This window comes from Micromonospora sp. WMMA1949, assembly GCF_027460145.1.
In the GTDB taxonomy this organism is placed as follows: Bacteria; Actinomycetota; Actinomycetes; order Mycobacteriales; family Micromonosporaceae; genus Micromonospora.
The window spans coordinates 4,637,907-4,661,807 of the sequence record NZ_JAPZBG010000001.1 but is presented as its reverse complement, the minus strand read 5'-3'; the positions used below and the strand labels follow the sequence as shown (position 1 = coordinate 4,661,807).

Here is a 23,901-nt window from a genome sequence, read left to right as displayed (position 1 = left end):
GGTCTTCGGTCGGTCCGACATCCGATCGACTCCGGCGCACGCTAGCAGCCGTCGGGAACCTCATTCAAGCGATCCTGATCATGGTAGGTGCGGCCCCGGACCGGGCCGCCCCGGCGCGGCCGAGGCCGCCAGCACCGCGGCGCGCACGATCCGCGTCGGGCGGTAGAGGTCCTTGTCGTGCCATAGTGCCGGTTCGTCGTCGCATCCGTCCAGCTCGGACAGTCGACGACGTCCCCGCACCAGCGCCGACGTGATCCGGGGGTCACCGGGCCGGCCCGCGTCGGCCAGGGCGAGCACCGCGTACGCGGTCTCCTCGGCGGTGCCGTCCCACCGTCCCCAGGAGCCGTCCGGGCGCTGCGTGTCCAGCAACCAGGCGACGCCCCGCTCGACGGCGGCACGCGCCGCGCCGTCCGGCGCGTGGTCGGCCAGCGCCAGCAGCACCGCGTAGGTGGCGTAGTACGGCGAGGCGTGCCAGCGGTCCTCCCACCGCCCGTCCGGCTCCTGCCGGTCCAGCAGCCAGTCGGTGACGCGGCGCCGGGCGCCGGTGACGCCGGGACCGCTGGGCTGCTCGCCGAGCGCGTCGAGCACGTGCGCGTTCGTGGTCAGCGAGGCACCGTCCTCCCCCGGCCAGGTGCAGAAGTGCCGGCCGGTGTCGAATCCGGCCAGCGACGCGACACCGGGCGCGCGGCCGAGCCGGGCCAGGGCGTAGAGCGTGACCGCCGTGGTGTCGGCGTCGGCGGGCAGGCCGGGCGCGGTGGCCGCGCCGGACGGCCCGACGGCGGCGCGCAGCTCGGTCAGCACCGGCTCGGGCGCGCCGACCGGCACGCCGGCCCGGACCAGGATGCCGAGCACCCAGGCCCGTTCGAAGACGGTGATCGGGCTCGCGCAGGGCACCGGGCCGGGGCGGGCGACAGCGTTCAGGTAGTCCAGCGCGGGTCCGGGCTCCGGCCCGCCCAGCCAGGCGGCGGTGGCGGCCGGTGAGGCGCCGACGGCGCCGCTCGCCGAGGGACGCACCCCGGGCGCGCGGTACGCCAGCTCACCCGCCACCTCCAGGGCGTGCGCCAGCTTCTCCGGCACGGGCCGCCCGGTGGCGAGCAGTCCGCGTACCCGGGTCAGGCGGGCCGGGTCGAGACCGGCCGGCAGCGGCAGGCGGGGCCGGCCGGCCCACTCGGTCAGCCCGGGTGGCGGCCCGGCCGGCCCGTCGAGGTGCCGGTCCACTGCCGCGAGCAGCGCGGGCACGATCAGGTCGGTGGCCGGCAGGTCCGGCGGAGCGCCGTCGCGCAGCGCCCCGGCCAGGTACGCCAGTCCCCGGTGGACGGCGGCGGACGGCGCGGCGGACGGCCCGTCGCGGTGCAGCTCGGCCAGCAGCGCCTCGACCGCGCTCAGCGTCGGGACCAGCGCGTACCCGCCGGGGCCGCCCCAGCCACCGTCCGGGCGCTGCCGATCCAGCAGCCAGGCCAGGCGCCGGTCGTGGCCGTCGAGCCACGGCGCGAGCGTGACCAGCCGTCCGGTCTCGTAGACCGACGGTGACGTCTGCCCCTCCGGTTCGCCGTCGAGCGCGGCGATCAGGTCACGCGTGGTCCCGGACCGGGTGGCGGGCACCGGTCGGGCGGTCAGCGTCACCGCACGCCCCAGAAGTCGGTGTGCCGGTAGAAACCGGTGGTGAAACCGAGCTGCCGGGACAGGAAGTCGGCCTCCCGCGGCACCTCACCGGCCAGCTTCGCCAGCAGGACGCGGCAGTGCTCGACCTGCTCGGCGAAGCGCTGCTCGACCTCGGCCGGGTCGTCGACCAGCAGCAGCGCGTTGAGGTCGCCGGACTCGGCGTCGCGGCGGTGGGTGCCGAGGTCGTTGACCAGGCGCAGGGCCCGCTGCACCTCGTCGCTGACCTCGATCAGCCGGGCCAGCGTGGCGGCGTCGCTCACCGATCCGGTGTGGATCCAGTGCGCCACGTTCACCACCGTCGCGGCGAGGTTGTCGGCGTTCGCGAGGTAGTCGGCGAGCGTGGGGCGGCCGGTACGCCGCCAGTCCCACTCGCGGGCCATCGCGTCGAGGGTGCGGGCCATCGTGTCCCGCCAGTGGCCGCGCAGCGCCGGCCAGGCGGGCGCGGCGGCGACGTCGTCGCGCAGCTCGGCCAGGAACCGGCCCAGCGGATCGCCGGTGCCGGCGCCGTCGAGCACGTCCAGGCAGACGCCGGTGATCCGGTCGACCTCGGCCCGGCTGGTGGCCTGGTGGTCGACCAGCCAGTCGACGGCGAAGCCCCAGAGCACCGCGCGGTTGGTCACCGCCAGTTCGGCGGCGCTGTGCCAGGGGGCGCTGAACGCCATCGCCTGCGCGATGCTGCTGAACAGCGTCGCGTCGAACGGGTCACCCGGGAACAGCTCGGGGTGCGCGGCGGCGGCCTTGCGCAGGCCGCGCTGGCCCTGCGCGGCGAGCGCGCAGACCCGGCCCTGTTCGGCGGCGACGGCGAGCGGATCCGGTGTCACGCCGTCGGTCATGCCCCCTCCGTCCGCCCGGCCGCGACGAGCGTCAGCTCGACCCGCTCGCGCGGCCGCAACGCCGCGGCCAGCCGCAGTCCGGGTACGCCGGTGCGGTGCAGCCGGAACCGGTAGCGGCTGAGCATGGTGGCGAGGATGAGCTGTGCCTCCAGGTAGAACAGGTACATCCCGAGGCACTGGTGCGGGCCGCCGCCGAACGGGAAGTGGGCGTACCGGTGCCGGGCGCGGACCCGCTCGGGGCGGAACCGCTCCGGGTCGAACTCGTCCGGGCGGTCCCAGAACTGCCGCATCCGCTGGGTGATCAGGGGGCTGACCGCCATCGTGGCGCCGGGCTCGATCGGGACGCCGTCGATGACGTCGCCGTCGACAGCGCGGCGCGGGATGATCCACCCGATCGGGTAGAGCCGCAGCAGCTCGTCCAGCACCATCCGGGTGTAGGTGAGCCGGCTCAGGTGCTCGCGGCGTACCGGCTCGCCGCCGACCACCTCGTCGATCTCGGCGTAGAGCCGCTCGGCCACCTCCGGGTGCTGGTCCAGGTGGGGCCAGGCCCAGGTCAGCACGTTGATGGTGGTCTCGGTGGTGGCGGCGAACATGGCCACCGTGTCGTTGCGGACCTGTCGCTCGTCGAGCTGGTGTCCGTCGTCGGTGCGCGCCTGCCAGAGCGTCGAGATGACGTCGTCGCCCTGGTCGGCGGACTCCCGCGTCTCGCGGACGATCGGCACCAGCACGTCGTCGACGATGCGGACGGCGCGGGCGAACGTACGGTCCCCCGGCATCGGCAGGGACAACGGCGCGAACGGGACGATGATCCGGGGAATGACGGCGGTGGCGATGCGGTCCTGCGCCTCGATCACCCGCATCGCGTCCGGCACCGAGATCCGGTCGGCGAACAGCACCTTCATGATCGCCCGGCTGACGATGCGCGCCTGCTCCACGCCGATGTCGACCGGGCGGCCGGCGCGGGCCGGCTCGTCCAGTTCGTCGACCGCGTCGCGGATCGCGTCGGCCATCCCGTCGACGAGCGCCTCCACCCGCTTGGCGGTGAACATCGGCTGGAGCATCCGCCGGCTGGCCGACCAGATCTGCCCCTCGCCGAGGATGCCCTCGCCGAACAGCCGCTTGACCGGGCGCCAGAACAGCCCGTCGCCTGCTCGTTCGTAGTTGTCCGCCCGGTCACGCAGGACGTGCTGCACGTGCTTCGGGTGGGTGACCAGGTAGGGCCGGAACGAACCGAGGTTGAGCCGGACCAGTTCGCCTTCGGTACGGTTACCGATGTCGATGAGCGCCCGGGCGGGGTCGCGGAGCACCGCGGGCAGGATCTGCCGCAGCGGCACGGTCCGGGGTCGGCCGGTGGGCCTCGTTGTGTCCGTTGGTTCGGGCACCTGAACGCTCCCTCGGTTGACTCAGGGTCGCGACTCCGTATCGACCCGTGACGTTGCCCGTGAGCATGCCATCCTGAGTCGCAGATCAAAAGGCAGGTCAGAGGATATTTCACGTAACAACAATCTCTTTGTCGAGAATGGAGCCGGTGGGATATGCGTCACTGGCGTACACAGTGGCCGCTGCGGAGCGCGAGCGACGCTCACCTCTGCGCGGACGCCGCCAGAACGCGGGCGCGGACCCGTCCGCTGTGCCAAGCTTCGGGCATGGACGACAAGACCATCCTGAGCCGGATCTCGGAACTCGTCGACGAGGAGCACCGGCTGCGCGCCGACGCGCAGCAGCACGAGGCCGGCACCGACGACGAGGCGCGGGAGCGGCTGCGCGCGCTGGAGGAGTCCCTGGACCAGTGCTGGGACCTGCTGCGCCGCCGCCGCGCCGCCCGCCAGGCGCACGGCGACCCGGACGCCCAGGGCGAACGCCCGGTGCCGGAGGTCGAGCGCTACCTGCAGTGACCCGGACCGGCGTCCCGGGCGGCCTCCCGCCCGGGACGCCGGCCGGTCAGCGCAGCCCCGCCTCCCGCAGCAGCGCCTCGGTCAGCGCCGCCGGGTCGGTCACCGTCGCCGGCATCCCGCGGGCGGTGAACCAGGCGGCCACCACCCGCACGTCGCGGGCCAGGAAGTCGGCCCCCTGCGGGTTGGCCACCACGTCGACCACCTGCGGCAGGTCGATCATCACCAGCCGGCCCGCGTCCACCAGCAGGTTGTACGGCGACAGGTCGCCGTGTGCGTACCCGGCGCGGGCGAGCACCGTCAGCGCCTCGACGAGCTGCTCCCACAGGTCACGCAGCTCGCCGGCGTCGGGCCGGGTCTGGGCCAGCCGCGGCGCGGCCTCCCCCGCCCCGGCGTCGCCGACGAACTCCAGCATCAGCTCGGTGCCGAGCAGCTGCACCGGATAGGGCACCGCGATCCGCCCGGAGGCGGACCCGATCTCCCAGAGCTGGGACAGCGCGGCGAACTCGGCCGCCGCCCACTGCCCGGCGATCATCTGCCAGCCGAACGCGGTGCGGCCGGTCATCGCCCGCATCTCGCGGGACCGCCGCACCCGGCGGCCCTCCAGGTAACCGGCGTCGCGGTGGAACAGCCGGTGCTGGGCGTCGCGGTAGCGCTTGACCGCGAGCAGGCAGCTGCGGTCGGTGCCCGGCACGGCCCGGCGGACCAGGTGGACGTCCGCCTCCTTGCCGGTCTTGAGCACCCCGAGCTCGGTGTCCCGGGCGGCCAGTTCGGTGACCAGCCAGTCCGGGTGCGGCTCGGGGCCGTGGACGGCCTGGTCCCAGGAGGACCAGGCGTCCTCCGCCTCGGGCTCGGCGTCCGGGTCGGTGAGGGTCGGCGGGGTGTGCCGCCCCCGCTTCAGGAAGTCGGGTTCGTCGTCGTCGAAGCGGCTCTTGCCGCGGCCACGGCGCTGCGGCGCCGGGAAGTCGTGATCGCGCACGGGTGGATCTGTCCTTCGATCGAGGCTGGTGGAGGCAGGTGGAACGACCCTGCGAAGACGGCCATGACCGACCTCCTCTCCTCGACCGGGCACACCCCGGCTGCGCACTCGCGCGGCACCATGCTCGTGGCCCCGCCCGGTGCGGGTCAACGGATTTTCGCCCGGGCCCGCGCGGTCAGCCGGCCAGGACGGCCGCGACGGCGGCGATCAGCCCGTCCTCGATCCGGGTGGGCGCGAACCTCGGGTCGGACCAGCGGCGTCCCCGGTGCAGCCATACGCTCGGCAGGCCCACCGCCGTCGCGCCGCCGATGTCCGCCTCCGGGCTGTCGCCCACCACCCATGCGCCGCGCAGCGGCATCCGGGCCCGCTGGGCGGCGAGCGCGAAGATCCTCGGGTTGGGCTTGCTGACGCCCGCCTCCTCGGAGATCACCCAGTCGGCGACGTACCGGTCCAGGCCGGTCTTGCGGATCTTGGCGGCCTGTTGACGGGACGCGCCGTTGGTGACCACCACCGGCACCCAGCCCGCGTCGGCGGCGATCCGCAGCGCGCAGGCCACCAGCGGGTCCAGCCGCATGTGCGCCACCACGCCGTCGTGCAGCTCGTCGACCAGGTCGATCGAGGGGATGCGCAGCGCGTACCGGTCGCGGATCGCATCCGCCACGTCCCACCTGTTGGTGAGCCCGTCCGCGTCCACCGACACCAGCCAGTCGAGGTCGGCCGGCGGCGCGCCGATGCCGTCCAGGAAGCGTTCTCCCCAGGCGCGGAACGGCCCGTCGCGGTCGAGCAGGGTGTTGTCCAGATCGAGCAGGAGCAACGGCACTTGGGCACCCTACGGTAACGCTCGGAGCACCGACAGGGCCGAGGGCTCCCCCACGACGATCAGGCCACGAGGACGGCGCGCGCCGCCCCGGCGTCGAGCGGACGGTCCAGCAGCATCGTGTGCGCCGCGCGGGTGGCCGCCAGCGCATCCGGGTCCAGCGTTGCCACCAGCACGTCCTCGCCGGTGTCGGCGCCCCGGGCCAACGGCCGGCCCTCCGGGTCGTACACCGCCGCGCCGCCGTTGAAGCGCCAGGGATCGGTGCCGCCGACCGCGTTGGCGAACACCACGTACATGGTGTTGTCCAGCGCGCGGGCGGCGTAGTAGAGGTCGCGGCGGTGCGCCGAGCCGGCCAGGTAGCCGCTCGGGCAGAGGTAGCCGTGCGCGCCGTCACCGGCGGCGGCCCGCGCGTGCTCGGGGAAACAGCCGTCGTAGCAGACGCCGAGGCCCAGCCGCCACGTGTCGACCTCGAGCGTGGCGCCCCGGCGACCGGCGTCGAACAGCTCCCGCTCGCCGCTCCAGAGCTGCTGCTTGTCGTACGCGGCGGTGACCGTGCCGGCCGCGTCCACGACGAGCGAGGAGATGGTGCGCCGCCGGTCGGGGTGGCGGACGGCGGCGCCGATGACCACCGCGGCGCCGGCGTCGGCGGCGGCGGTCCGCAGCGGGTCCAGCCGGGCGTCGGCCACCCGGCCGTCGGCGTCGGCCGCGACGTCCGTGGCGTCCGGGTCGGCGCCGAGCGTCGGCGGGTGGTACGCCGGCAGGAACAGCTCGGGCAGCACCACGACGCGGGCGCCCTCGGCCCGGCCGACGAGGCGGGCGGCGGCACGGGCGTTGCCGGCGACGTCGCCGGGGACGGGCTGGGCCTGGACGGCGGCGACGGTGAGCGGGTGCGCGGGCGGGGCGGTCACGCGCCGATCCTAACCACTCGGCGTCGCGCGGATGATCATCCGGAATCGCATCTCAAGCCGTACGTACGGTTTGCATCACGCGGTTCCACCTGCGACGATCCGTTCGTGCCCAGAGTAAGTCAGGACCAGCTCGACGCGCGCCGGCAGGAGATCCTCGCGGCGGCGCGGGCGTGTTTCGCCCGGCACGGCTACGAGGGCGCCACCGTGCGGCGGCTGGAGGAGGCCACCGGCCTGTCCCGTGGCGCGATCTTCCACCACTTCCGCGACAAGGACTCGCTGTTCCTCGCCGTGGCCGAGGACGACGCCGCCGCGATGGTGGAGACGGTGGCCCGTAACGGCCTGGTGCAGGTCATGCGCGACCTGCTCGCCCGGGCCGTCTCGCCGGACACCACCGGCTGGCTCGGCAGCCAGCTGGAGGTCTCCCGCCGGCTGCGCACCGACCCCGCCTTCGCCAAGCGCTGGGCGGAGCGCTCCGAGGCCATCGCCGCGGCCACCCGGGAGCGCCTGCTGCGGCAGCGCGAGGCGGGTGTGCTCCGCGACGACGTGCCGATCGACGTGCTGGCCCAGTTCCTGGAGCTGGCCTACGACGGGCTCGTACTGCACCTGGCGATGGGCCGGCCGGCCGGCGACCTGGCCCGGGTGCTGGACCTGGTCGAGGAGGCCGTCCGCCGGCACTGAGCCGGTGCCGGTCTCGGTCCGGTAACTACGCCCCTCCAGGAGATCGACTCTGGCGCGCCTGCTCCACAATGAGCCGCGACCCCTCCTCGCGACAGGAGCAGACGATGACCCCCTCCGACACCTGGGGCATCCCCGGCCCCGTATTCCTGCGCTGGTACCTCCTGCTCGCCGTCGTCCTGGTCATCGGCGCGATCGTCTACCGGCGGCGGATGCTCGCCGGCACGCCGGTGAACGTGCACGGCGACCTGGGGCCGCAGCAGGTCGCCTACCTCAACGGTGGCGACCAGCTCGCCGTCTGGGCCGCGCTGGGCGGGCTGCGCCACGCGGGCGCGGTCGGCGTACGACCGGACCGGCGGCTCACCACCGGCGGCCCGTTGCCGGCCGGGGCCACCCCGCTGGACCAGGCGGTCCACCACGCGGCGAGCCGCGGTCTGCGCACCCGGGACCTGGCGGCCGACGACTGGGTACGGCGTGCCCTCGACGAGCTGCGCGACGGCTTGGTCCGCCGGGGCCTGGCCCTGGACCAGGAGCGGCGCCGGACGCTGCGGCGCGGCGCGCTCCTGATCGGAGCCCTGCTGGCGATCGGCATCGTGCGCGCGATCTCCGGGATGCTCAACGATCGGCCCACCGGCTGGCTGCTGCTCAGCCTGTTCCCGCTCGGCCTCGCGTTCCTGCTGCTCAATCGCGTGCCGTGGCGGACCCGGGCGGCCACCGCCGCGCTGAACGACATGCGCCGCCGGCACACCTGGTTGCGGCCGGCCGCCGGGCCCGCGTACACCACGTACGGTCCGACCGAGGTGGCACTGGGCGTGGCGCTGTTCGGCACCGCCACGCTCTGGACGATGGATCCGGGCTTCGCGGAGCAGGCCGAGATCCAGCGGCAGGCGATGGGCAACGCGGGCGGCGCGAGCTCCGGCACCTCCTGCGGCGGCGGGGCGACCGCCGGCAGCTCCTGCGGAGGCGGCAGCTCCTGCGGCGGAGGCGGTGGCTGCGGCGGAGGCGGGTGCGGCGGATGACCGGCCCGTCCGGCGTCGGCATCGGCTGGCGCCCCGAGATCGCCGGCTTCGTGGCCGGCCTGCCGGGGCTGCGCTTCGTCGAGGTGGTCGCGGAGGCGGTCGCGACCGCCGGGCCGCTCCCGGACGGGCTCGCCGAGCTGCGCGAACGCGGCGTGGACGTCGTACCCCACGGGGTGCGGCTGTCCCTCGGCGGCGCGGAGCCGGTCGACCCGGCCCGGGTGGCGCACCTGGCCGGGGTGGCCGCGGCCCTGGACGCGCCGCTGGTGAGCGAGCACATCGCGTTCGTGCGGGCCGGCGGCCTCGAGGCCGGTCACCTGCTGCCGCTGCCGCGCAGCCGCGAGGCGGTCACGGCGGTGGTGGCAAACGTGCGGCGGACGCAGGCGGAACTGCCGGTGCCGCTGGCCCTGGAACCGATCGCGGCGCTGTTCGACTGGCCGGACGACGAACTGGACGAGGCCGACTTCCTCACCGAGATCCTCGACGCCACCGGCGCGCTGCTGCTGCTCGACGTGGCGAACGTGCACGCCAACGCCCGCAACCGGGGCGGTGACCCGGCCGCGCTGCTGGACCGGCTGCCGCTGGAGCGCATCGCCTACGCGCACGTCGCGGGCGGCGCCGAGCACGGCGGCTTCTACCACGACACGCACACCGACCCGGTGCCCGCCGCCGTGCTGGACCTGGTCCGCGAGCTGTGCACCAGGCGCCAGCCGCCCGCCCTGCTGCTGGAACGCGACGGGCACTACCCGCCCGCCGCCGAGCTGCGCGGCGAACTGGACGCCCTGGCCGCCGCGTCCGGCCATCCGGTGGTCACGTGAGCGGCGACCTGGCGGCCCGGCAGGCCGAGCTGGTCGCCGCACTGGTGGCCGGCGGGCCGCTGCCGGCCGGCTTCACCCCGGCGCCGGTCGAGGCGGCCCGCCGGGCGCTGCTGCGCAAGCGGGCCGGCGACGTGGCCCGGCACTGGCCGCTGCTCGCCGCCGGTCTCGGCCCCGGCTGGCCGGCCGCGTTCGCCGCCTGGGCCGACGGCCGCCCCACGAACGGTTCGCTGCGCGACGGCTGGGACCTGGCCCGCGACCTGCGCGAGCGGGACGCGCTGCCGCCGCTGGGCGCGGACGAGCTGGCCGTGCGCGAGGCGGCGAGCCGCTACGACGGCCGCCGCCCGCCCCGGCCGCGCCGCCTGCCGGCCCTGGCCCGGACCGGCGGCGCCGTCGCGGTTCAGGTCGCCGGCCGGGTACGCCTGCTGCGGCCCGCCCCACGCTGACAGGCACCCGCCGGTACGGCAGGATCGGTGCATGGATCTCGGACTCGGCGACCGGGTGTACGTGCTCACCGGCGCCTCCGGCGGCCTCGGCTTCGCCACCGCCGAACAGCTCGTCGCCGACGGCGCCCGGGTGGTCATCTCCGCGCGTACCCCGGAACGGGTGGCCGCCGCGATCGAGGCGCTCGGCGGCCCGCGGCACGCAATCGGGCTGACCGCCGACCTCACCGACCCCGCCACCCCGGAGCGGCTCGTCGCCGCCGCCCGCGAACACTTCGGCCGCCTCGACGGCGCGCTGATCTCGGTCGGTGGCCCGCCGCCGGGCACCGCCGCCACCGTGACCGACGAGCAGTGGCGCGAGTCGTTCGAGACGGTCTTCCTGGGCAGCGTCCGGCTCGCACGCACAGTGGCCGGAGCACTCACCGACGGCGGCGCGATCGGGCTGGTGCTGTCCACCTCGGTACGCGGACCGCTGCCCGGTCTCGGCATCTCCAACGGCCTGCGGCCGGGCCTCGCCGGCGTGGCCAAGGACATGGCGGACGAGTTCGGCCCGCGCGGCGCACGCGTGGTCAGCCTGCTGCCGGGACGGATCATGACCGACCGCAACCGGGAGCTGCTGGCCGGTTCCGGCGACCCCGAGCGGGCCCGCGCGCAGGCCGAGGCGGCGATCCCGCTCCGGCGCATCGGCGACCCGGCGGAGTTCGGAAAGGTGGCCGCGTTCCTGCTCTCCCCCGCCGCCGGGTACGTCACCGGGATCACCGTCCCGGTCGACGGCGGCGCGCTGCGCGGGCTGTGACAGTGGCCGGACTTCCCGCGCCGGCGGCGCCGCCCGGCCGGCTTCCCGGGTCGGTGGGCCGGTGAGCGATCGGCGGCGACCGGCCGGTAAGCGGCCCGAGGCGGCGCCGGGACCGGGGACGCCCGCCCGCCGCCACCCCCGGCCCAGCCGTGAGCAGCTCGCGGCGGCGGCCGACCGGCTGCTGCCCGACGTGATCGCACCCGGTCTGGACGTGCTGTTCGTCGGCATCAACCCGGGCCTGTGGTCGGCGGCCACCGGCTGGCACTTCGCCCGCCCGGGCAACCGGTTCTGGCCCGCCCTGCACCGGGGCGGCTTCACGCCGCGGCTGCTGCACCCCAGCGAACAGGACACGCTTCCGGCGCTGGGCCTCGGCATCACCAACATGGTGGCCCGGGCCAGTGCCCGCGCCGACGAACTCACCGCCGACGAACTGGTCGACGGCGCCGCCACGCTCACCGCGAAGGTCGAGCACTACCGGCCGCGCTGGGTGGCGGTGGTCGGGGTGACCGCGTACCGGATCGGGTTCGCCCGGCCCAAGGCGGCGTTCGGGCCGCAGGCGGAGACGCTCGCGGCGGCCCGGCTCTGGGTGCTGCCCAACCCGAGCGGTCTGAACGCCCACTTCACCCCGGAGACGCTGGGTGCCGCGTTCGCCGAGCTGCGCGCCGCGGTCGTCACGGGTTAGGCGTCGGCCCGGTGCCGGCGGGGCCGCCGCCGGCTCGGCCGGCACCGGGAGCGCCGCCTGGCCGGTCCGCTAGTTGGCAGCGGCCGGGGGCATGGCCTCGTGGGCGACGTAGGTGCCCATCGGCACGGTGGTCACCACCGGCTCGGGCTGCTCGGCCTCGGCGTGGGGCGCGGGCGAGTCGGTGACCGCGAACTGGGTGCGGTACAGCTCGGCGTACAGGCCGCCGACGGCCACCAGCTCGTCGTGCCGGCCGCGCTCCACGATCCGGCCCTCGTCGAGCACGAGAATCTGGTCGGCGTCGCGGACGGTGGAGAGCCGGTGGGCGATGACCAGTGCGGTACGCCCGGTCAGCGCCACCGACAACGCCCGCTGCACCGCCGCCTCGCTCTCCGAGTCCAGGTGGGCGGTGGCCTCGTCGAGGATCACGATCGACGGGGCCTTGAGCAGCAGCCGGGCGATGGCGATGCGCTGCTTCTCGCCGCCGGAGAAGCGGTAGCCCCGCTCCCCGACCGTCGTGTCGAGCCCGTCCGGCAGCGCCCGGACCAGGTCGGCGACCTGCGCACCGGCCAGCGCCGCCCAGATCTCGTCGTCGGTGGCGTCGGGCTTGGCGTAGCGCAGGTTCTCCCGGATCGTCTCGTGGAACAGGTGCGAGTCCTGCGTGACCACGCCGATCTCGTCGCGCAGCGAGGCGAGCGTGGCGTCCCGTACGTCGACGCCACCGACGAGCACCTGGCCGTCGCTGACGTCGTAGATCCGGGAGATGAGCATGGACAGCGTCGACTTGCCCGCCCCGGAGGGGCCGACCAGCGCCACCATCTGCCCCGGCTCGACAGCGAACGAGACGCCCTTGAGCACCGGCTCGTTGACCGTCCGGTCGAGGGTCGAGACCTCCTCCAGGGAGGCGAGCGACACCTCGGCGGCGCTCGGGTAACGGAACCGCACGTCGCGGAACTCGACCCGGCCGTTGCCGCGCGGCACCGGCACCGCGTCCGGCTTCTCGGTGATGGACGGGCGCAGGTCGAGCACCTCGAAGACCCGGTCGAAGGAGACGAGCGCGCTCATCACGTCGACCCGGACGTTCGACAGGGCGGTCAGCGGGCCGTAGAGGCGGGTCAGCAGCAGTGCCAGCTTGACCACGGTGCCGGCGCTGACCGCACCGGTGACGGCCAGCCAGCCGCCGACGCCGTACGTCAGCGCCTGGGCCAGCGACGCGACGAGCAGCATCGCCACGAAGAACGTCCGCGAGTACATCGCGGACTGGATGCCGATGTCGCGCACCCGCTCGGCCCGGCGGGCGAACCGGTCGGCCTCCACCTCCGGCGCGCCGAACAGCTTGACCAGGAGCGCGCCCGCGACGCCGAACCGCTCGGTCATCGTGGCGTTCATCTTGGCGTCGAGGTTGTAGGACTCGCGGGTGATCTCGGCCAGTCGCCGGCCGACCCGGCGGGCCGGGATGATGAAGATCGGCAGCAGCACCAGCGCCAGCACGGTGATCTGCCAGGACAGCACGAGCATCGCCCCGGCGGTGAGCACGAGCTGGATGACGTTGCTGACCACGCCGGACAGCGTCGAGGTGAACGCCCGCTGGGCGCCGAGCACGTCGTTGTTGAGCCGGCTGACCAGGGCGCCGGTCTGGGTGCGGGTGAAGAACTGCAGCGGCATCCGCTGGACGTGGTCGTACACCCGGGTGCGCAGGTCGAGGATGATGCCCTCGCCGATGCGGGCCGAATACCACCGCTGGACCAGCGAGAACAGCGCGTCGGCCACGGCGAGCGCGGCGATGATCAGGGCGAGGCGGACCACAGTCGAGCGGGCGTCGGGGCCACCGCCGGCGATCGCGTCGATGACGTCGCCGGCGAGCAGCGGCGTGGCCACGCCGATCACCGCGGCGATGACCACGGTCATCAGGAAGACGACGATGTCGCGCCGGTAGGGCCGGGCGAACGCGACGATCCGCCGGGCGGTGCCGCGCTTGAGCTCGTGTGCGGAGACCTCGTCGCGGTTGCGCAGCGACCGGAGCATGCTCCAGCCGCCCATGCCGCCGCCGGCCATCGGGTGGGACACTCGTCACCTCCGGGTCGTCGGGGCAGCATGAACCGTCGGAGTCCATTCTCCCGACGCCTGTGACAACCTCGCGAGTAACCCAGATCTTCCCGGACGGTCCTTACGAAATCGCCGTACCGGCTATTCGCCCCGCCCGGCCAGGTCCCGGATCCGCCGGGTCTGCGCCTCCCGCTCGGCGCGCTGCTGCTCGGCGTGCGAGCGTACGGCCGCGCCCGCGAGCAGCGCCTTGATCTCGACGATCGCGTCCCGGTTGTTCGCGAGCAGCCCGGCGGACAGATCACGCACGGCGCCGTCCAGCTCGTCGTTCGGCACCACGAGCGTGGCCAGGCCGATCCGGTCCGCCTCGGCGGCGTCCATCCGGCGGCCGGTGGCGCAGATCTCCAGCGCCCGGGAGTAGCCGACCAGCTCGACCAGGCGGCGCGTGCCGGCCAGGTCGGGAACCAGGCCGAGGGTCACCTCGGCCATCGAGAGCTTCGCGTCGGCGGCGAGCACCCGCATGTCGCAGGCCAGCGCCAGCTGGAAGCCGGCACCGATGGCGTGGCCCTGCACGGCGGCGATCGACACCACGTCCGGCCGGTGCAGCCAGGTGAACCCACCCTGGTAGTCGGCGATCCGGCCGGTGCACTCCGCCTCCGGCATCGCGGCCAGCTCGGCGAAGGAGCCCGGCCCGGTCGCACCGGCGACCGCCAGGTCCAGGCCCGCGGAGAAGGCGCGCCCCTCCCCGCGTACGACGACGACGCGCACGTCGCCGGGCAGGTCGCGGGAGAAGTCACTCATCGCGCGCCACATCGCCGGGGTCTGGGCGTTCAGTACGTCGGGCCGGCACAACGTCACCGTCGCGACCGGCCCGTCGCAGTCGAAGCGCACTCCGGTCGTCTCGGCGGTCACCGGACGCCCCGCAACGCGCTGGTGGACGACGCTGGGGGGCGGGTCACGCCTTCTTCCGGCGCCGGGCGCCGCCGCGCTGCCGCAGCTGCACCCCGGACTCGGTGAGCACCCGGTGGATGAACCCGTAGGAACGGCCGGTCGAGGCCGCCAGAGCACGAATGCTCTCTCCGCCGGTGTACCGCTTTACCAGGTCTTTGGCGAGCGTCTGACGCTCGGCCCCGACGATCCGGCGACCCTTCTCAGTGCTGGTGGCTGTGCCGGTGGCTGCCATGCTGATTCCTCACGTCCCAGACTGTGCGGTTCGGATACGGTCCCACCTATTAGACCGCCTCGGACGATCATGCGCCAGATATCAACTATTCGCCAACCGACACGCTACGCAATGTCAGCTTCCCGATAGAGTGATCCTTCCGGTCGGCTGATCCGTACCGCCCCGCCGGACGAGCGACACGCGGCACCACGGTCGCCCCCCCCCACCCCGTCGATCATGAAGTTGACGGCGATGTGGATCTCCAAAAATGCCGCCACCTTCATGATCGACCAGCAGAGTGCCCTGGGGGGTGGGGGGAGGAGGGCGGGCGGGGTCAGGCCAGCTCGACCAGCTCCAGCAGGTCGTCGGACCAGGCGTCCTCGTCGCCGTCGGGCAGCAGGATCGCGCGGTCCGGCTTGAGCGCGCTGACCGCGCCCGGGTCGTGCGTGACCAGCACGATCGCGCCCGGATAGCGGGCGATCGCGTCGAGCACCTGCTCCCGGCTGACCGGGTCGAGGTTGTTCGTCGGCTCGTCCAGCAGCAGCACGTTGGCGCCGGAGCAGACCAGCGTGGCCAGCGCCAGCCGGGTCTTCTCACCGCCGGAGAGCACACCCGCCGGCTTGTCCACGTCCTCGCCGGAGAACAGGAACGCGCCGAGGATCTTGCGCAGGTCGGTGTCGGTCTGGTCGGACGCGGCACTGCGCATGTGCTCCAGGATCGTCCGGTCCACGTCGAGCGTCTCGTGCTCCTGGGCGTAGTAGCCCAGCCGCAGCCCGTGCCCGGGGCGTACCTCGCCGGTGTCCGGCTCCAGCAGCCCGCCGAGCATCCGCAGCAGCGTGGTCTTGCCGGCGCCGTTGAGGCCGAGGATGGCCACCCGGGAACCCCGGTCGACCGCCACGTTGACGTCGGTGAAGATCTCCAGCGACCCGTACGACTTGGACAGGCCAGTCGCGGTCAGCGGCGTCTTGCCGCACGGCGCGGGGCTCGGGAACCGTACCTTCGCGACCTTGTCCGCGACGCGGACCTCGTCCAGGCCGGAGAGCAGGCGCTCGGCGCGCCGGGCCATGTTCTGCGCGGCGACGGTCTTGGTGGCCTTGGCCCGCATCTTGTCCGCCTGCGCCATCAGGGCGCCGGCCTTCTTCTCGGCGTTTGCGCGCTCCCGGCGGCGGCGCCGCTCGTCGGTCTCGCGCGCCTCCAGGTACGCCTTCCACCCCAGGTTGTACGTGTCGACCACGGACCGGGTGGCGTCCAGGAACCAGACCTTGTTGACCACGGCCTCCAGCAGCGAGGCGTCGTGGGAGATCACGATCAGGCCGCCCTTGTGGTTGGCGAGGAACCCGCGCAGCCAGGTGATCGAGTCGGCGTCGAGGTGGTTCGTGGGCTCGTCGAGCAGCAGGATGCCGCCGCCGTTCTCGCCGGCGTCGCGGAACAGGATCCGGGCCAGCTCGATGCGGCGGCGCTGACCGCCGGAGAGCGTGCCGATGGTCTGCGCCAGAGCGCGGTCGGGCAGGCCGAGGTTGGCGCAGATGCGGGCCGCCTCGGCCTCGGCCGCGTAGCCGCCGAGCGAGGCGAACTGGTCCTCCAGCGCACCGTAGCGGCGGACCAGCCGCTCGTCGTCGGCGCCCTCGGCGAGCTTGTTCTCCAGCTCCTTCATCTGCGCCATGAGCACGTCCAGCCCGCGGGCGGAGAGCACCCGGTCCCGGCCGGTGACGTCCAGGTCACCGGTACGTGGGTCCTGCGGCAGGTAGCCGATGGCGCTGCGCCGGTCGATCTGGCCGCCGTACGGCTGCCCCTCCCCGGCGAGCACCTTCAGGGTGGTGGTCTTGCCGGCGCCGTTGCGGCCGACCAGGCCGATCCGGTCCCCCGGCTGCACCCGCAGGGTGGTGTCGGACAGCAGGATCCGGGAACCGGCGCGCAGTTCCAGGCCGGTGGCAGTGATCATCTCGGAGTACTCGCTCTCGGGTCCGGAAGGGCTGATTCAGGGCACGCGAAAGCGCCGGCGGGTGGAATTTCCCGTCGGCGCGGGGCGGTTCAGCCTTCGCAGCGCAGCACGGGGGCAAGTGTACCGGTCCCCGCGGGCCCCCTCCCCCGGATTACCGTGCAAGATCATCGGGTACGAAACCCGCCGTCCGGACCCGGTCCGGTACCGCAACCATCACAAACGGACACATCGGTGATCGGGGTCAACATGGAGCTGAACGAGAACGCGCGGGTCGACACCAGCCAGGTGGACGACCGGCGAGGGTCCGGCGGAGGCGGCGGGATGGGCATTCCGATCCCGATCGGCGGCGGCCGGGGCGGGATCGTGGGCATCATCATCGCCGTACTGGTCGCCCTGGTGGGCGGCGGCTTCGGCCTCAACGCCGCCACCAACGGCGGCGGCTCCGAGCAGGGCGACAACACCTCGCTGGAGCAGAAGTGCTCGGCACAGGACGCACTGGAGCAGCTCGACTGCCGCAACACCCTCTACGTCAACTCGATCCAGGCGTACTGGCGTACCGCGATGCCGGAGGCGTTCGGCGAGCAGTACAAGCCGTCGAAGACCGTGTTCTTCAGCCAGAACGTCAGCACCGCCTGCGGCGCCGCCGACTCCGGCGTGGGCCCGTTCTACTGCCCGGCCGACGACCAGGTCTACATCGATCTCACGTTCTACCGGCTGCTGGCCGACCAGCTCGGCGCCAAGGGCGAGTTCGCCCAGCCGTACGTGCTGGCCCACGAGTACGGCCACCACGTGCAGGACCTGCTCGGCACCGAGGCGCAGATGCGCCGCCAGCAGGAGCGCGACCCGAAGAGCGCGAACGCGCTGTCGGTGAAGCTGGAGCTGCAGGCCGACTGCTACGCCGGCGCGTGGGCGAAGAACGCCACCGGCACCGCCGACGACCGCGGGCAGAAGATCTTCAAGAGCATCACCGAGGAGGACATCTCGCAGGCCATCGACGCCGCTGAGAAGATCGGCGACGACGCGATCCAGGAGCGCTCCGGCCGGCCGGTGAACCCGGACGAGTTCACCCACGGCACCTCGGAGCAGCGCAAGCAGTGGTTCACCAAGGGCTTCACCACCGGTGACCCGAAGTCCTGCGACACCTTCGGTTCGGGGGCCTGATCCCCGCAGACCGCATCGGCCCGCACCGCCGCAAACGGCGGTGCGGGCCGATGTCGTTTCCGGGACCGGTCAGGCCGGCACTGTCACCTGACCCGGGGTGGACCGGTTGACGGTCGTCCCGTCACCGAGCTGGCCCCCGCTGTTGTCGCCCCAGCACCACAGGCCGGCGTCGGTACGGATCGCGCAGCCGTGATCGGTGACCGCGAGGCCGCCGGTCCAGCTGGTGGCGCTACCGACCTGGGCGGGCGCGGACCGGTGGGTGGTGCTGCCGTCGCCCACCTGGCCGGCCGAGTTCTTGCCCCAGCACCACAGGGTGCCGTCGGTACGCGACGCGCAGGACGTGTCGCTGCTGGCGGCGATCCGGTTCCAGGTGGTGGCGGTGCCGATCTGCACCGGCGCGGTCCGATAGGTGCCGCTCACGCCGAGCTGCCCGTAACCGTTCTCACCCCAGCACCACAGCGCGCCGGAGCGGACCCCGCAGGTGTGCGCGTACCCGGCCGCGACGCCGGTCCACCCGGTCGCGGTGCCGACCTGCGCGGGCGCGGTCTGGGGCGTCAGGTTGCCGAGCCCGAGCTGGCCGTCCGAGCTGGCCCCCCAGCACCAGAGCGTGCCGCCGGTCCGGATGCCGCAGGTGTGCCCGTAGCCGGTCGAGACGCTCACCCAGTCGGTGGCCGTGCCGACCTGCAGCGGAGTGTTCGCGACGTACGGCGAGGCGCCGACGCCCAGCTGGGTGGTCCGGTTGAAGCCCCAGCACCAGAGCGTGCCGTCGGTGCGGATCGCGCAGGTGTGCTGGGGGCCGGCGTCGACCCGGGCCCAGGTGGTCGCGGTGCCGACCTGCACCGGGGTGCTGCGGCTGGTGGTGCTCCCGTCGCCGAGCTGGCCCCGGAAGTTCGAGCCCCAGCACCACAGCGTCCCGTCCGTGCGGACCGCGCAGGTGTGCCCGGAGCCGGCGTCGACGTTCGTCCAGGTGGCGGTGCCGACCTGCGTCGGGGCGCTGCGGTTCGTGGTGGTCCCGTCGCCGAGCTGACCGCCGTAGTTCGAGCCCCAGCACCACAGGCCCCCGTCGGTGCTGATCGCGCACGTGTGCGCGCCGCCCGCGGTGACGCTGCTGACGGTGGGCGCGGCGAGGGCGGCGCGCTGCGCCGGGCCCGCGTTCGCCGTACCGGCCGTGAGTGCGGTGGTGAGCACGAGGCTTCCGGCGCTCACCGCCGCCGCCGCGACGAGGAGCCTCGTCGCACGGCGCCACCGGGCACGCAGCCGGCCGTCCTGATATCCGCTCATGAAGTTGTTCTCTCCCAACGATGTCGGCACGTGATGGCGGAGGCGAAGCTGCCCTGCGGGTCGCCCGGAGACCCGGCTTCGTGACACCGACGATAGGCATCGAGTCGGTTCGATGCACCTTCGAGAAGCGGGATTGAGTCGTCTTGAGGTGATCTTTCCTGTTCAGCGGACCAGGATGTGGACCGCCCGGGCGGCGGCGACGGCGGCCACCAGCACCGCGTGCCGGGGTTCCGGCACGTCGAGCAGGCGCGGCGCGCGCAGCGCCGCGAGCGGGGCCAGCCGGCGGTCGGCCAGCACCGTGTCCACCGCGCGCCGGTCGCCGCCGCAGACCAGCGACGCCAGCGTGCCCGCCTCCGGCAACAGCAGGCGTACCGCCAGCTCGGCCGCGTCGCCCAGCGCGGCCTTCGCCTGGTTGTCGCGCCGCCGGGCGAACCGCTGCTGGGACCAGCCGCCCGCCGCGGTCCGGCCCTGCACGTACCGGGTGTCCACCTTGGAGACCACCAGGTCGGTGCCGTCGGCGACGCCGACCGCGACAGCGCCCTTGCGGGCCAGGAGCAGACCGAGCCGGCGGGCCGCCGTGGCGGAGGCGACGAATCCGGGTACGTCCGCCGACGCGCTCGCGCCGGGCGGGGTGTGCAGCTCGGCGGTGGCGCCGTCCGGGGCGGTGAGCAGCAGCCCGTACTCGTGCACGGTCGTGGTCGGCGGGCCGTGCCGGTCGGTGAAGCCCTCGACCCAGCGGGCGACGCGGCCGGGGTCGACCTCGACCCACCGGCCACCCCCCGCGGCGGGTCGGCTGCTCATGGCCCGACGGTACGCCATCGACGGAGCCGGGAACGCAACGCGGGAGGACACCGTGACCGGTGCCCTCCCGCGTCTACCGCGTGGATCAGTGGACGGTGAGGTTGCCGCCCTTCACTTTGACCTCGGCGGTGCCGCCGCCCGTCCAGTCGGACGAGAACAGCAGCGAGCCGCCGTTCCAGAGCGTCACCCCGACGGTGTCGTTCCGACCGGGGGCGCCCCGGTCGGTCACCGTCACGGCCAGGGTCAGGCCGGCGGCCACCAGCTTGCCCTTGTTGTCGTACAGGGCGGCCTGGTAACGCACCTGGGCGACCTTGCCCGCCGAGGTGACGCCGAGCGCGTCGACGGTGCCGGCCTTGATCGTGTACGCCTTCCCGCCGGAGCGGAACTCGACCTCGGCCTTGCCCGTGGCGGGCTTGTTCGCCTTGCCCGGCTTCGCGTTCAGCTCCACCTCGACTGTGGAGTTCACGTCGGCCGGGTATGCCCCCGCCGAGCGGGCGGCGGTGAACTCGCCGCCGCCGGTGAGGAACCCGCCGTCGGAGACGGCGACCGTCACCTGGGCGGTGGTGCTGCCCGTGTAGGTGCCGCCCACAGTCGCGGTGACGGTGTGCCTGCCCTTCGGCAGGGTGGCCGTGCACGCCGCGGACGCGGTGGTGGTGGCCGTGCCGAGCAGGGCCGGCACGGCGGTGCACAGCGTCACGCCGCCGGAGGTGAAGGTGACGGTGGCGGTCCGGATGTCACCGGCGGTGGTGTCCGGGGCGCCGGGCAGCACCGAGCTGTCCCGGAGCACGGCCCGCAGCAGGGCCTGGCCCGACGTGCCGCCGGTCGCGGTGTTCACGAGCGTGTCACCGGCCCAGCTGACCGCCGCGTCCTCCGGGGCGACGGTGACGATGAACGAGGTGCTGCCGGTCAGCCCGGAGCCGTCGGAGACGGTCACGGTGACCGGGTAGTCGCCCGGCGCCGCCGTGGTGGTGCCGGCGACCGTCCAGGTACGCGTACCCGGGCGGGCGTCCGTCGCCGAGGTGCTCGTGACGGCCAGGGACAGGCCGGCGGGCAGCCCGGTGGCGGCGACGGTCAGGTCCGCGCCCGTGGTGTCGCCGTCGGTGGCGGTCACCGTGACGGCGGGCGAGAGCGCGTCGCTGTACTGCACGTTCACGCCGCCGTCCGGGGCGGTGCTGGTGACGGCCGGGGCGGACCGGATGGTGAAGTCGGCGTCGTTGACGTCGAAGAAAACGTTGCCGACCGCCTCGATCTTGATCCGGGCCTTCCCGGTCGCCACGTTCGGCAGCGTCACCGTCGCCGAGCCGGTGTTGGCGGTCTGCTCCGCCAGCACGTACGGGAAGGTCAGCCCGCCGTCGGCGGACAGCGAGATCTTCACCTGCGCGGCGTTCACCGGCGCCACGTCGGTGCCGGCCACGTCCCACGTCACGGTCTGGGCCGAGCCGCCGTCCAGGACCGCGCCGGTGCCCTGCGAGGTCACCAGGAACGGACCCGCGTCCGGCGCCAGCACCACGGAGACGTCGCCGCTGCCGATGCCGCCGCCACCCAGTCGCCCGTCCCGGGCGGTGAGCTTGAAGTGCAGGGTCCGGTCGCCCGCGATGCCGACCCAGTCGCGGGTGGGCAGGAACTCGGAGTAGCAGTCGACCAGCTCGGCCGGCACGTTCGAGGCGCCACCGGTGGCCGGGGGTGCCGGGGCCGCCGGGCAGGCGCCGGTGGCCGCGTTGGTGTTGCCGGCCAGGATCTGCCGCATGTCCGGGAAGACCCGGGTCGAGTCGGTGGTGACCGCGTTCAGACCCGGCGAGTAGTACTTCAGCGTGTCCGTCGGGGACACGATCGCCGCCTCGCTGAACACCCGGAACAGCGGGCCGTTGACCTTCGTGTTGTTCGTCAGCGCGGTCCCGGTCGTGGCGCCCCTGTCGTTCTGCTCCCACAGGTACGTCACCGTGTCGCCGTCGGCGTCGGTGGCGCTGCCGGTCAGCGCGAACGGCGTCCGCACCGGGATGGTGACGGTGTCCGGCACGGTGACCACCGGCGCGTGGTTGGTGGTCTCCTCGACCAGCCAGCCGCCGTTGTCGATGGCGCCGCCCTTCGCCGTCTCGCCGACGAAGCCCGAGGCACCGGAGGCGTTCGTCAGCTCCAGCGCCGCCACGTTCGTGGTGGCCAGCGTGCCGCCGAAGGTCACCTGGAAGCCGTTGTCGTTGAGCGTGCCGCTGCCACCGAAGGCGGCCACGGTGACCGTCGCGCCGGCCGGCCAGCCGGCGATGCCCTCGATGGCGGCCTTGATGCCGGCGGTGGTGTAGTTGACGCCCCGCACGATCGGCGCCGAGTCGGTGCCCGCGTAGCTGACGGTGAACGAGTCGCCGTCGGCGTCGAACCCGTACAGCGAGACGGTCTGCACCTCGTTGATGGCCGGGCGGTTCGACGTGACGTAGTTGATGATCTCGGTGTAGCTGCGGTGCGACCAGTACGGGTCGCTGTGCGGCTGGAGGTTGTCCTGCTGGCAGATGCCCGCGTACGCCATGATCGACGAACCGCTGCCCGGCTCGTACGAGTTGGCCGCGCTGCGGTTGCCGCCCGAGCAGTTGTACTGCGTGCCGTTGAAGGTGTGGTTGCCGGCGAACTGGTGACCCATCTCGTGCGAGACGTAGTCGACCGCGTAGAAGTCACCGACCGGTGTCGGCAGGCCGGTGCAGCCCTGCGCCTTGCCGTTGCCGCCGATCACACCGAGGCTGGCCACGCCGCCACCGTTGACGCCCAGGCCGATGTGGCCCACGTCGTAGTTGCTCGCGCCGACCAGCTGGCCGAGCACAATCCGGTTACGGCTGAGCGTGCCGCCGCCGCAGGAGGTGAGCTGCGCCGGCGTGAAGCAGGCCGCCGCGCCGCACGGGCCGTTCGGCTCGGTGGCCAGGGCCGGCGTGTTCAGGTTCGTCTTGTCGGTGTCGTTGATCAGGACGAGCCGGATCGCCGTCTCGTCCTCGTAGATCTGGGTGACCCGGTTCATCAGCGTCACCTTCGCGGCGGTGACGTTCTCCGCGCCGAAGTAGGTGGCGTACGACGGGTCGGTCACCAGCGCCACCCGGTAGGTGCGCAGCTTCACCAGCGGCCCGGCCGGCACCTCCGCCTCGGCGATCTCCTCGGCCAGCGCGTGCGCCTCCTGAGTGACGTCCTCACGCTCGACGAACTCGCCCTCCGGGTGCTCCAGGTCGCGGGCGAAGTAGCTCGCGTACAGGCTCTGGTCGCGCTGGTAGTACGGGTCGATGTACCAGTTGCCCTTGGCCGAGCGGACCGAGGCGTGGAACCCGAGCGGGGTGAGGTCCGCCCGGATGGTCGCGGTCGGGTCGTCCAGGCCCTTGCCGGCGTACGTGGTGATGTCCGGGTGCTTCGCGGCCAGGCCGGCCTCCATGACCGGCGAGTCGACCAGCTCGAAGCGCTGGAACGTGCCGTCCGGAGCGGGCAGCGACACCACCTGCTTCGGCACGCGGGCGACCGCCACGCGCTTCTCCGCCGGCGCCTCGTCCAACAGGCCCTTCATGGTGCCGCGGTCCAGCTTGTACGCGGCCAGTCGCTTGGCCTTGATCGCCGCCTTGCGGCCCGCCTTCGTGGCCGCCGGTTTGCCGTCCACCTTCTGCCACGGTCCGTGGACGCCGGGAGCGGCGGAGGCGGGCGCGGGCGCCGCCAGAACGGGAAGCGTCGCCGCGGCCAGCGCGGCGACGAGGAGGGCAGCGGTCCGTCCGCGCCGAGACCGTCCGGCGGGTTGCCGGTCGCGCGGCGGACGCCACAGGGTGATCCTCAAGTTTTCTCCCTGTTCGATCGATGTGGACTGACGCGCGACCGGCGGGGATGACCGGCCGTACGTGAACGGTCCACGGATTGTTCCGTGACCCTAGGACCACTCGCGACTTCGAACATCACCCGCAAAGAGGATGCGGTTCTGTCTGGACGGTGATCCGGGTCGTCCCGGCTTGCGGGATCCGCGCTTCGCAGGCCCGGCACGGCCGG

General features: G+C 73.7%; 21 protein-coding genes. 8 read left to right on the top strand and 13 right to left on the bottom strand.

Going from position 1 to position 23,901, the window contains the following annotated elements; genetic code table 11:
• Window positions 1-78: 78 nt before the first annotated feature.
• Genes O7607_RS22065 through O7607_RS22055 form a run of 3 tightly spaced genes read right to left on the bottom strand, consistent with a single transcriptional unit; the run spans window position 79 to window position 3,829 of the window.
• On the bottom strand, window positions 79-1,623 hold the full coding sequence (locus tag O7607_RS22065) for a prenyltransferase/squalene oxidase repeat-containing protein (protein ID WP_269705072.1): 1,545 nt from the start codon (window positions 1,621-1,623) through the stop codon (window positions 79-81).
• A complete protein-coding gene (locus O7607_RS22060) occupies window positions 1,620-2,495 on the bottom strand; it encodes a terpene synthase family protein (protein WP_269705071.1) in 876 nt (291 codons plus the stop codon). Before O7607_RS22060 ends, O7607_RS22065 begins: the two co-directional genes overlap by 4 nt.
• Window positions 2,492-3,829, bottom strand: coding sequence for a cytochrome P450 (locus O7607_RS22055; RefSeq protein WP_269707060.1), 1,338 nt, complete (start codon window positions 3,827-3,829; stop codon window positions 2,492-2,494). Before O7607_RS22055 ends, O7607_RS22060 begins: the two co-directional genes overlap by 4 nt.
• A gap of 312 nt (window positions 3,830-4,141) precedes the next feature.
• Here O7607_RS22055 and O7607_RS22050 point away from each other — a divergent pair, with 312 nt between their 5' ends.
• Window positions 4,142-4,390, top strand: coding sequence for a DUF2630 family protein (locus O7607_RS22050; protein ID WP_013287422.1), 249 nt, complete (start codon window positions 4,142-4,144; stop codon window positions 4,388-4,390).
• Between the two features lie 46 nt (window positions 4,391-4,436).
• Here the strand turns inward: O7607_RS22050 and O7607_RS22045 are convergent, their stop codons facing one another.
• The 3 genes from O7607_RS22045 to O7607_RS22035 form a co-directional block, all read right to left on the bottom strand.
• Window positions 4,437-5,366 carry a serine protein kinase RIO gene (locus O7607_RS22045; RefSeq protein ID WP_269705069.1) on the bottom strand — a complete coding sequence of 310 codons (930 nt, stop codon included), beginning with the start codon at window positions 5,364-5,366 and terminating at the stop codon, window positions 4,437-4,439.
• A 175-nt stretch (window positions 5,367-5,541) separates the two neighbouring features.
• Window positions 5,542-6,186 (bottom strand): HAD family hydrolase, encoded by a 645-nt coding sequence (locus O7607_RS22040; RefSeq protein ID WP_269705068.1) that lies wholly within the window; start codon window positions 6,184-6,186, stop codon window positions 5,542-5,544.
• A gap of 59 nt (window positions 6,187-6,245) precedes the next feature.
• Window positions 6,246-7,091 (bottom strand): carbon-nitrogen hydrolase family protein, encoded by an 846-nt coding sequence (locus tag O7607_RS22035; protein ID WP_269705067.1) that lies wholly within the window; start codon window positions 7,089-7,091, stop codon window positions 6,246-6,248.
• A gap of 105 nt (window positions 7,092-7,196) precedes the next feature.
• Between O7607_RS22035 and O7607_RS22030 the strand changes: the two genes are divergently transcribed.
• The 6 genes from O7607_RS22030 (at window position 7,197) to mug (ending at window position 11,518) form a co-directional block, all read left to right on the top strand.
• Window positions 7,197-7,769, top strand: a complete 573-nt coding sequence (locus O7607_RS22030) for a TetR/AcrR family transcriptional regulator (protein ID WP_194803152.1) — start codon at window positions 7,197-7,199, stop codon at window positions 7,767-7,769.
• A 104-nt stretch (window positions 7,770-7,873) separates the two neighbouring features.
• Complete coding sequence (locus tag O7607_RS22025) at window positions 7,874-8,785, top strand: TIGR04222 domain-containing membrane protein (RefSeq protein WP_269705065.1); 912 nt, start codon at window positions 7,874-7,876, stop codon at window positions 8,783-8,785.
• A complete protein-coding gene (locus tag O7607_RS22020) occupies window positions 8,782-9,600 on the top strand; it encodes a DUF692 domain-containing protein (RefSeq protein ID WP_269705063.1) in 819 nt (272 codons plus the stop codon). The genes O7607_RS22025 and O7607_RS22020 overlap by 4 nt, the downstream gene beginning before the upstream one ends.
• A complete protein-coding gene (locus O7607_RS22015) occupies window positions 9,597-10,043 on the top strand; it encodes a hypothetical protein (protein WP_269705062.1) in 447 nt (148 codons plus the stop codon). Before O7607_RS22020 ends, O7607_RS22015 begins: the two co-directional genes overlap by 4 nt.
• 31 nt (window positions 10,044-10,074) lie before the next feature.
• Window positions 10,075-10,836, top strand: coding sequence for an SDR family oxidoreductase (locus O7607_RS22010; RefSeq protein ID WP_269705061.1), 762 nt, complete (start codon window positions 10,075-10,077; stop codon window positions 10,834-10,836).
• A 61-nt stretch (window positions 10,837-10,897) separates the two neighbouring features.
• Window positions 10,898-11,518 carry a G/U mismatch-specific DNA glycosylase gene (gene mug, locus O7607_RS22005; protein ID WP_269705059.1) on the top strand — a complete coding sequence of 207 codons (621 nt, stop codon included), beginning with the start codon at window positions 10,898-10,900 and terminating at the stop codon, window positions 11,516-11,518.
• Between the two features lie 69 nt (window positions 11,519-11,587).
• On the opposite strand, the gene O7607_RS22000 is transcribed toward mug, so the two are convergent.
• The 4 genes from O7607_RS22000 to O7607_RS21985 form a co-directional block, all read right to left on the bottom strand.
• Entirely contained in the window at window positions 11,588-13,570 is a 1,983-nt protein-coding gene (locus O7607_RS22000) for an ABC transporter ATP-binding protein (RefSeq protein WP_269707059.1), read from the bottom strand.
• A gap of 132 nt (window positions 13,571-13,702) precedes the next feature.
• Window positions 13,703-14,470 carry an enoyl-CoA hydratase/isomerase family protein gene (locus O7607_RS21995; RefSeq protein WP_269705058.1) on the bottom strand — a complete coding sequence of 256 codons (768 nt, stop codon included), beginning with the start codon at window positions 14,468-14,470 and terminating at the stop codon, window positions 13,703-13,705.
• Between the two features lie 43 nt (window positions 14,471-14,513).
• Window positions 14,514-14,741: a helix-turn-helix domain-containing protein gene (locus tag O7607_RS21990; RefSeq protein WP_007072022.1), complete on the bottom strand. Its 228-nt coding sequence runs from the start codon at window positions 14,739-14,741 to the stop codon at window positions 14,514-14,516.
• A gap of 313 nt (window positions 14,742-15,054) precedes the next feature.
• Window positions 15,055-16,662, bottom strand: coding sequence for an ABC-F family ATP-binding cassette domain-containing protein (locus O7607_RS21985; RefSeq protein ID WP_064445312.1), 1,608 nt, complete (start codon window positions 16,660-16,662; stop codon window positions 15,055-15,057).
• Between the two features lie 246 nt (window positions 16,663-16,908).
• Here O7607_RS21985 and ypfJ point away from each other — a divergent pair, with 246 nt between their 5' ends.
• A complete protein-coding gene (gene ypfJ / locus O7607_RS21980) occupies window positions 16,909-17,823 on the top strand; it encodes a KPN_02809 family neutral zinc metallopeptidase (RefSeq protein WP_269707057.1) in 915 nt (304 codons plus the stop codon).
• A gap of 69 nt (window positions 17,824-17,892) precedes the next feature.
• On the opposite strand, the gene O7607_RS21975 is transcribed toward ypfJ, so the two are convergent.
• The 3 genes from O7607_RS21975 to O7607_RS21965 form a co-directional block, all read right to left on the bottom strand.
• On the bottom strand, window positions 17,893-19,104 hold the full coding sequence (locus O7607_RS21975) for an RCC1 domain-containing protein (protein WP_269705057.1): 1,212 nt from the start codon (window positions 19,102-19,104) through the stop codon (window positions 17,893-17,895).
• Between the two features lie 162 nt (window positions 19,105-19,266).
• A complete protein-coding gene (locus O7607_RS21970) occupies window positions 19,267-19,905 on the bottom strand; it encodes an acVLRF1 family peptidyl-tRNA hydrolase (RefSeq protein ID WP_269705056.1) in 639 nt (212 codons plus the stop codon).
• 85 nt (window positions 19,906-19,990) lie between these two features.
• Window positions 19,991-23,695 carry a M12 family metallo-peptidase gene (locus O7607_RS21965; RefSeq protein ID WP_269705055.1) on the bottom strand — a complete coding sequence of 1,235 codons (3,705 nt, stop codon included), beginning with the start codon at window positions 23,693-23,695 and terminating at the stop codon, window positions 19,991-19,993.
• Between the last annotated feature and the right edge of the window lie 206 nt (window positions 23,696-23,901).

Excerpts from the sequence above, each read along its gene's own strand:
- O7607_RS22060 (WP_269705071.1), bottom strand. The coding sequence starts at position 2,495 with ATGACCGACGGCGTGACACCGGATCCGCTCGCCGTCGCCGCCGAACAG.
- O7607_RS22050 (WP_013287422.1), top strand. The coding sequence starts at position 4,142 with ATGGACGACAAGACCATCCTGAGCCGGATCTCGGAACTCGTCGACGAG.
- O7607_RS22025 (WP_269705065.1), top strand. The coding sequence starts at position 7,874 with ATGACCCCCTCCGACACCTGGGGCATCCCCGGCCCCGTATTCCTGCGC.
- O7607_RS22020 (WP_269705063.1), top strand. The coding sequence starts at position 8,782 with ATGACCGGCCCGTCCGGCGTCGGCATCGGCTGGCGCCCCGAGATCGCC.
- O7607_RS22010 (WP_269705061.1), top strand. The coding sequence starts at position 10,075 with ATGGATCTCGGACTCGGCGACCGGGTGTACGTGCTCACCGGCGCCTCC.
- O7607_RS22000 (WP_269707059.1), bottom strand. The coding sequence starts at position 13,570 with ATGGCCGGCGGCGGCATGGGCGGCTGGAGCATGCTCCGGTCGCTGCGC.
- O7607_RS21990 (WP_007072022.1), bottom strand. The coding sequence starts at position 14,741 with ATGGCAGCCACCGGCACAGCCACCAGCACTGAGAAGGGTCGCCGGATC.
- O7607_RS21985 (WP_064445312.1), bottom strand. The coding sequence starts at position 16,662 with ATGATCACTGCCACCGGCCTGGAACTGCGCGCCGGTTCCCGGATCCTG.
- ypfJ (WP_269707057.1), top strand. The coding sequence starts at position 16,909 with ATGGAGCTGAACGAGAACGCGCGGGTCGACACCAGCCAGGTGGACGAC.
- O7607_RS21975 (WP_269705057.1), bottom strand. The coding sequence starts at position 19,104 with ATGAGCGGATATCAGGACGGCCGGCTGCGTGCCCGGTGGCGCCGTGCG.
- O7607_RS21970 (WP_269705056.1), bottom strand. The coding sequence starts at position 19,905 with ATGAGCAGCCGACCCGCCGCGGGGGGTGGCCGGTGGGTCGAGGTCGAC.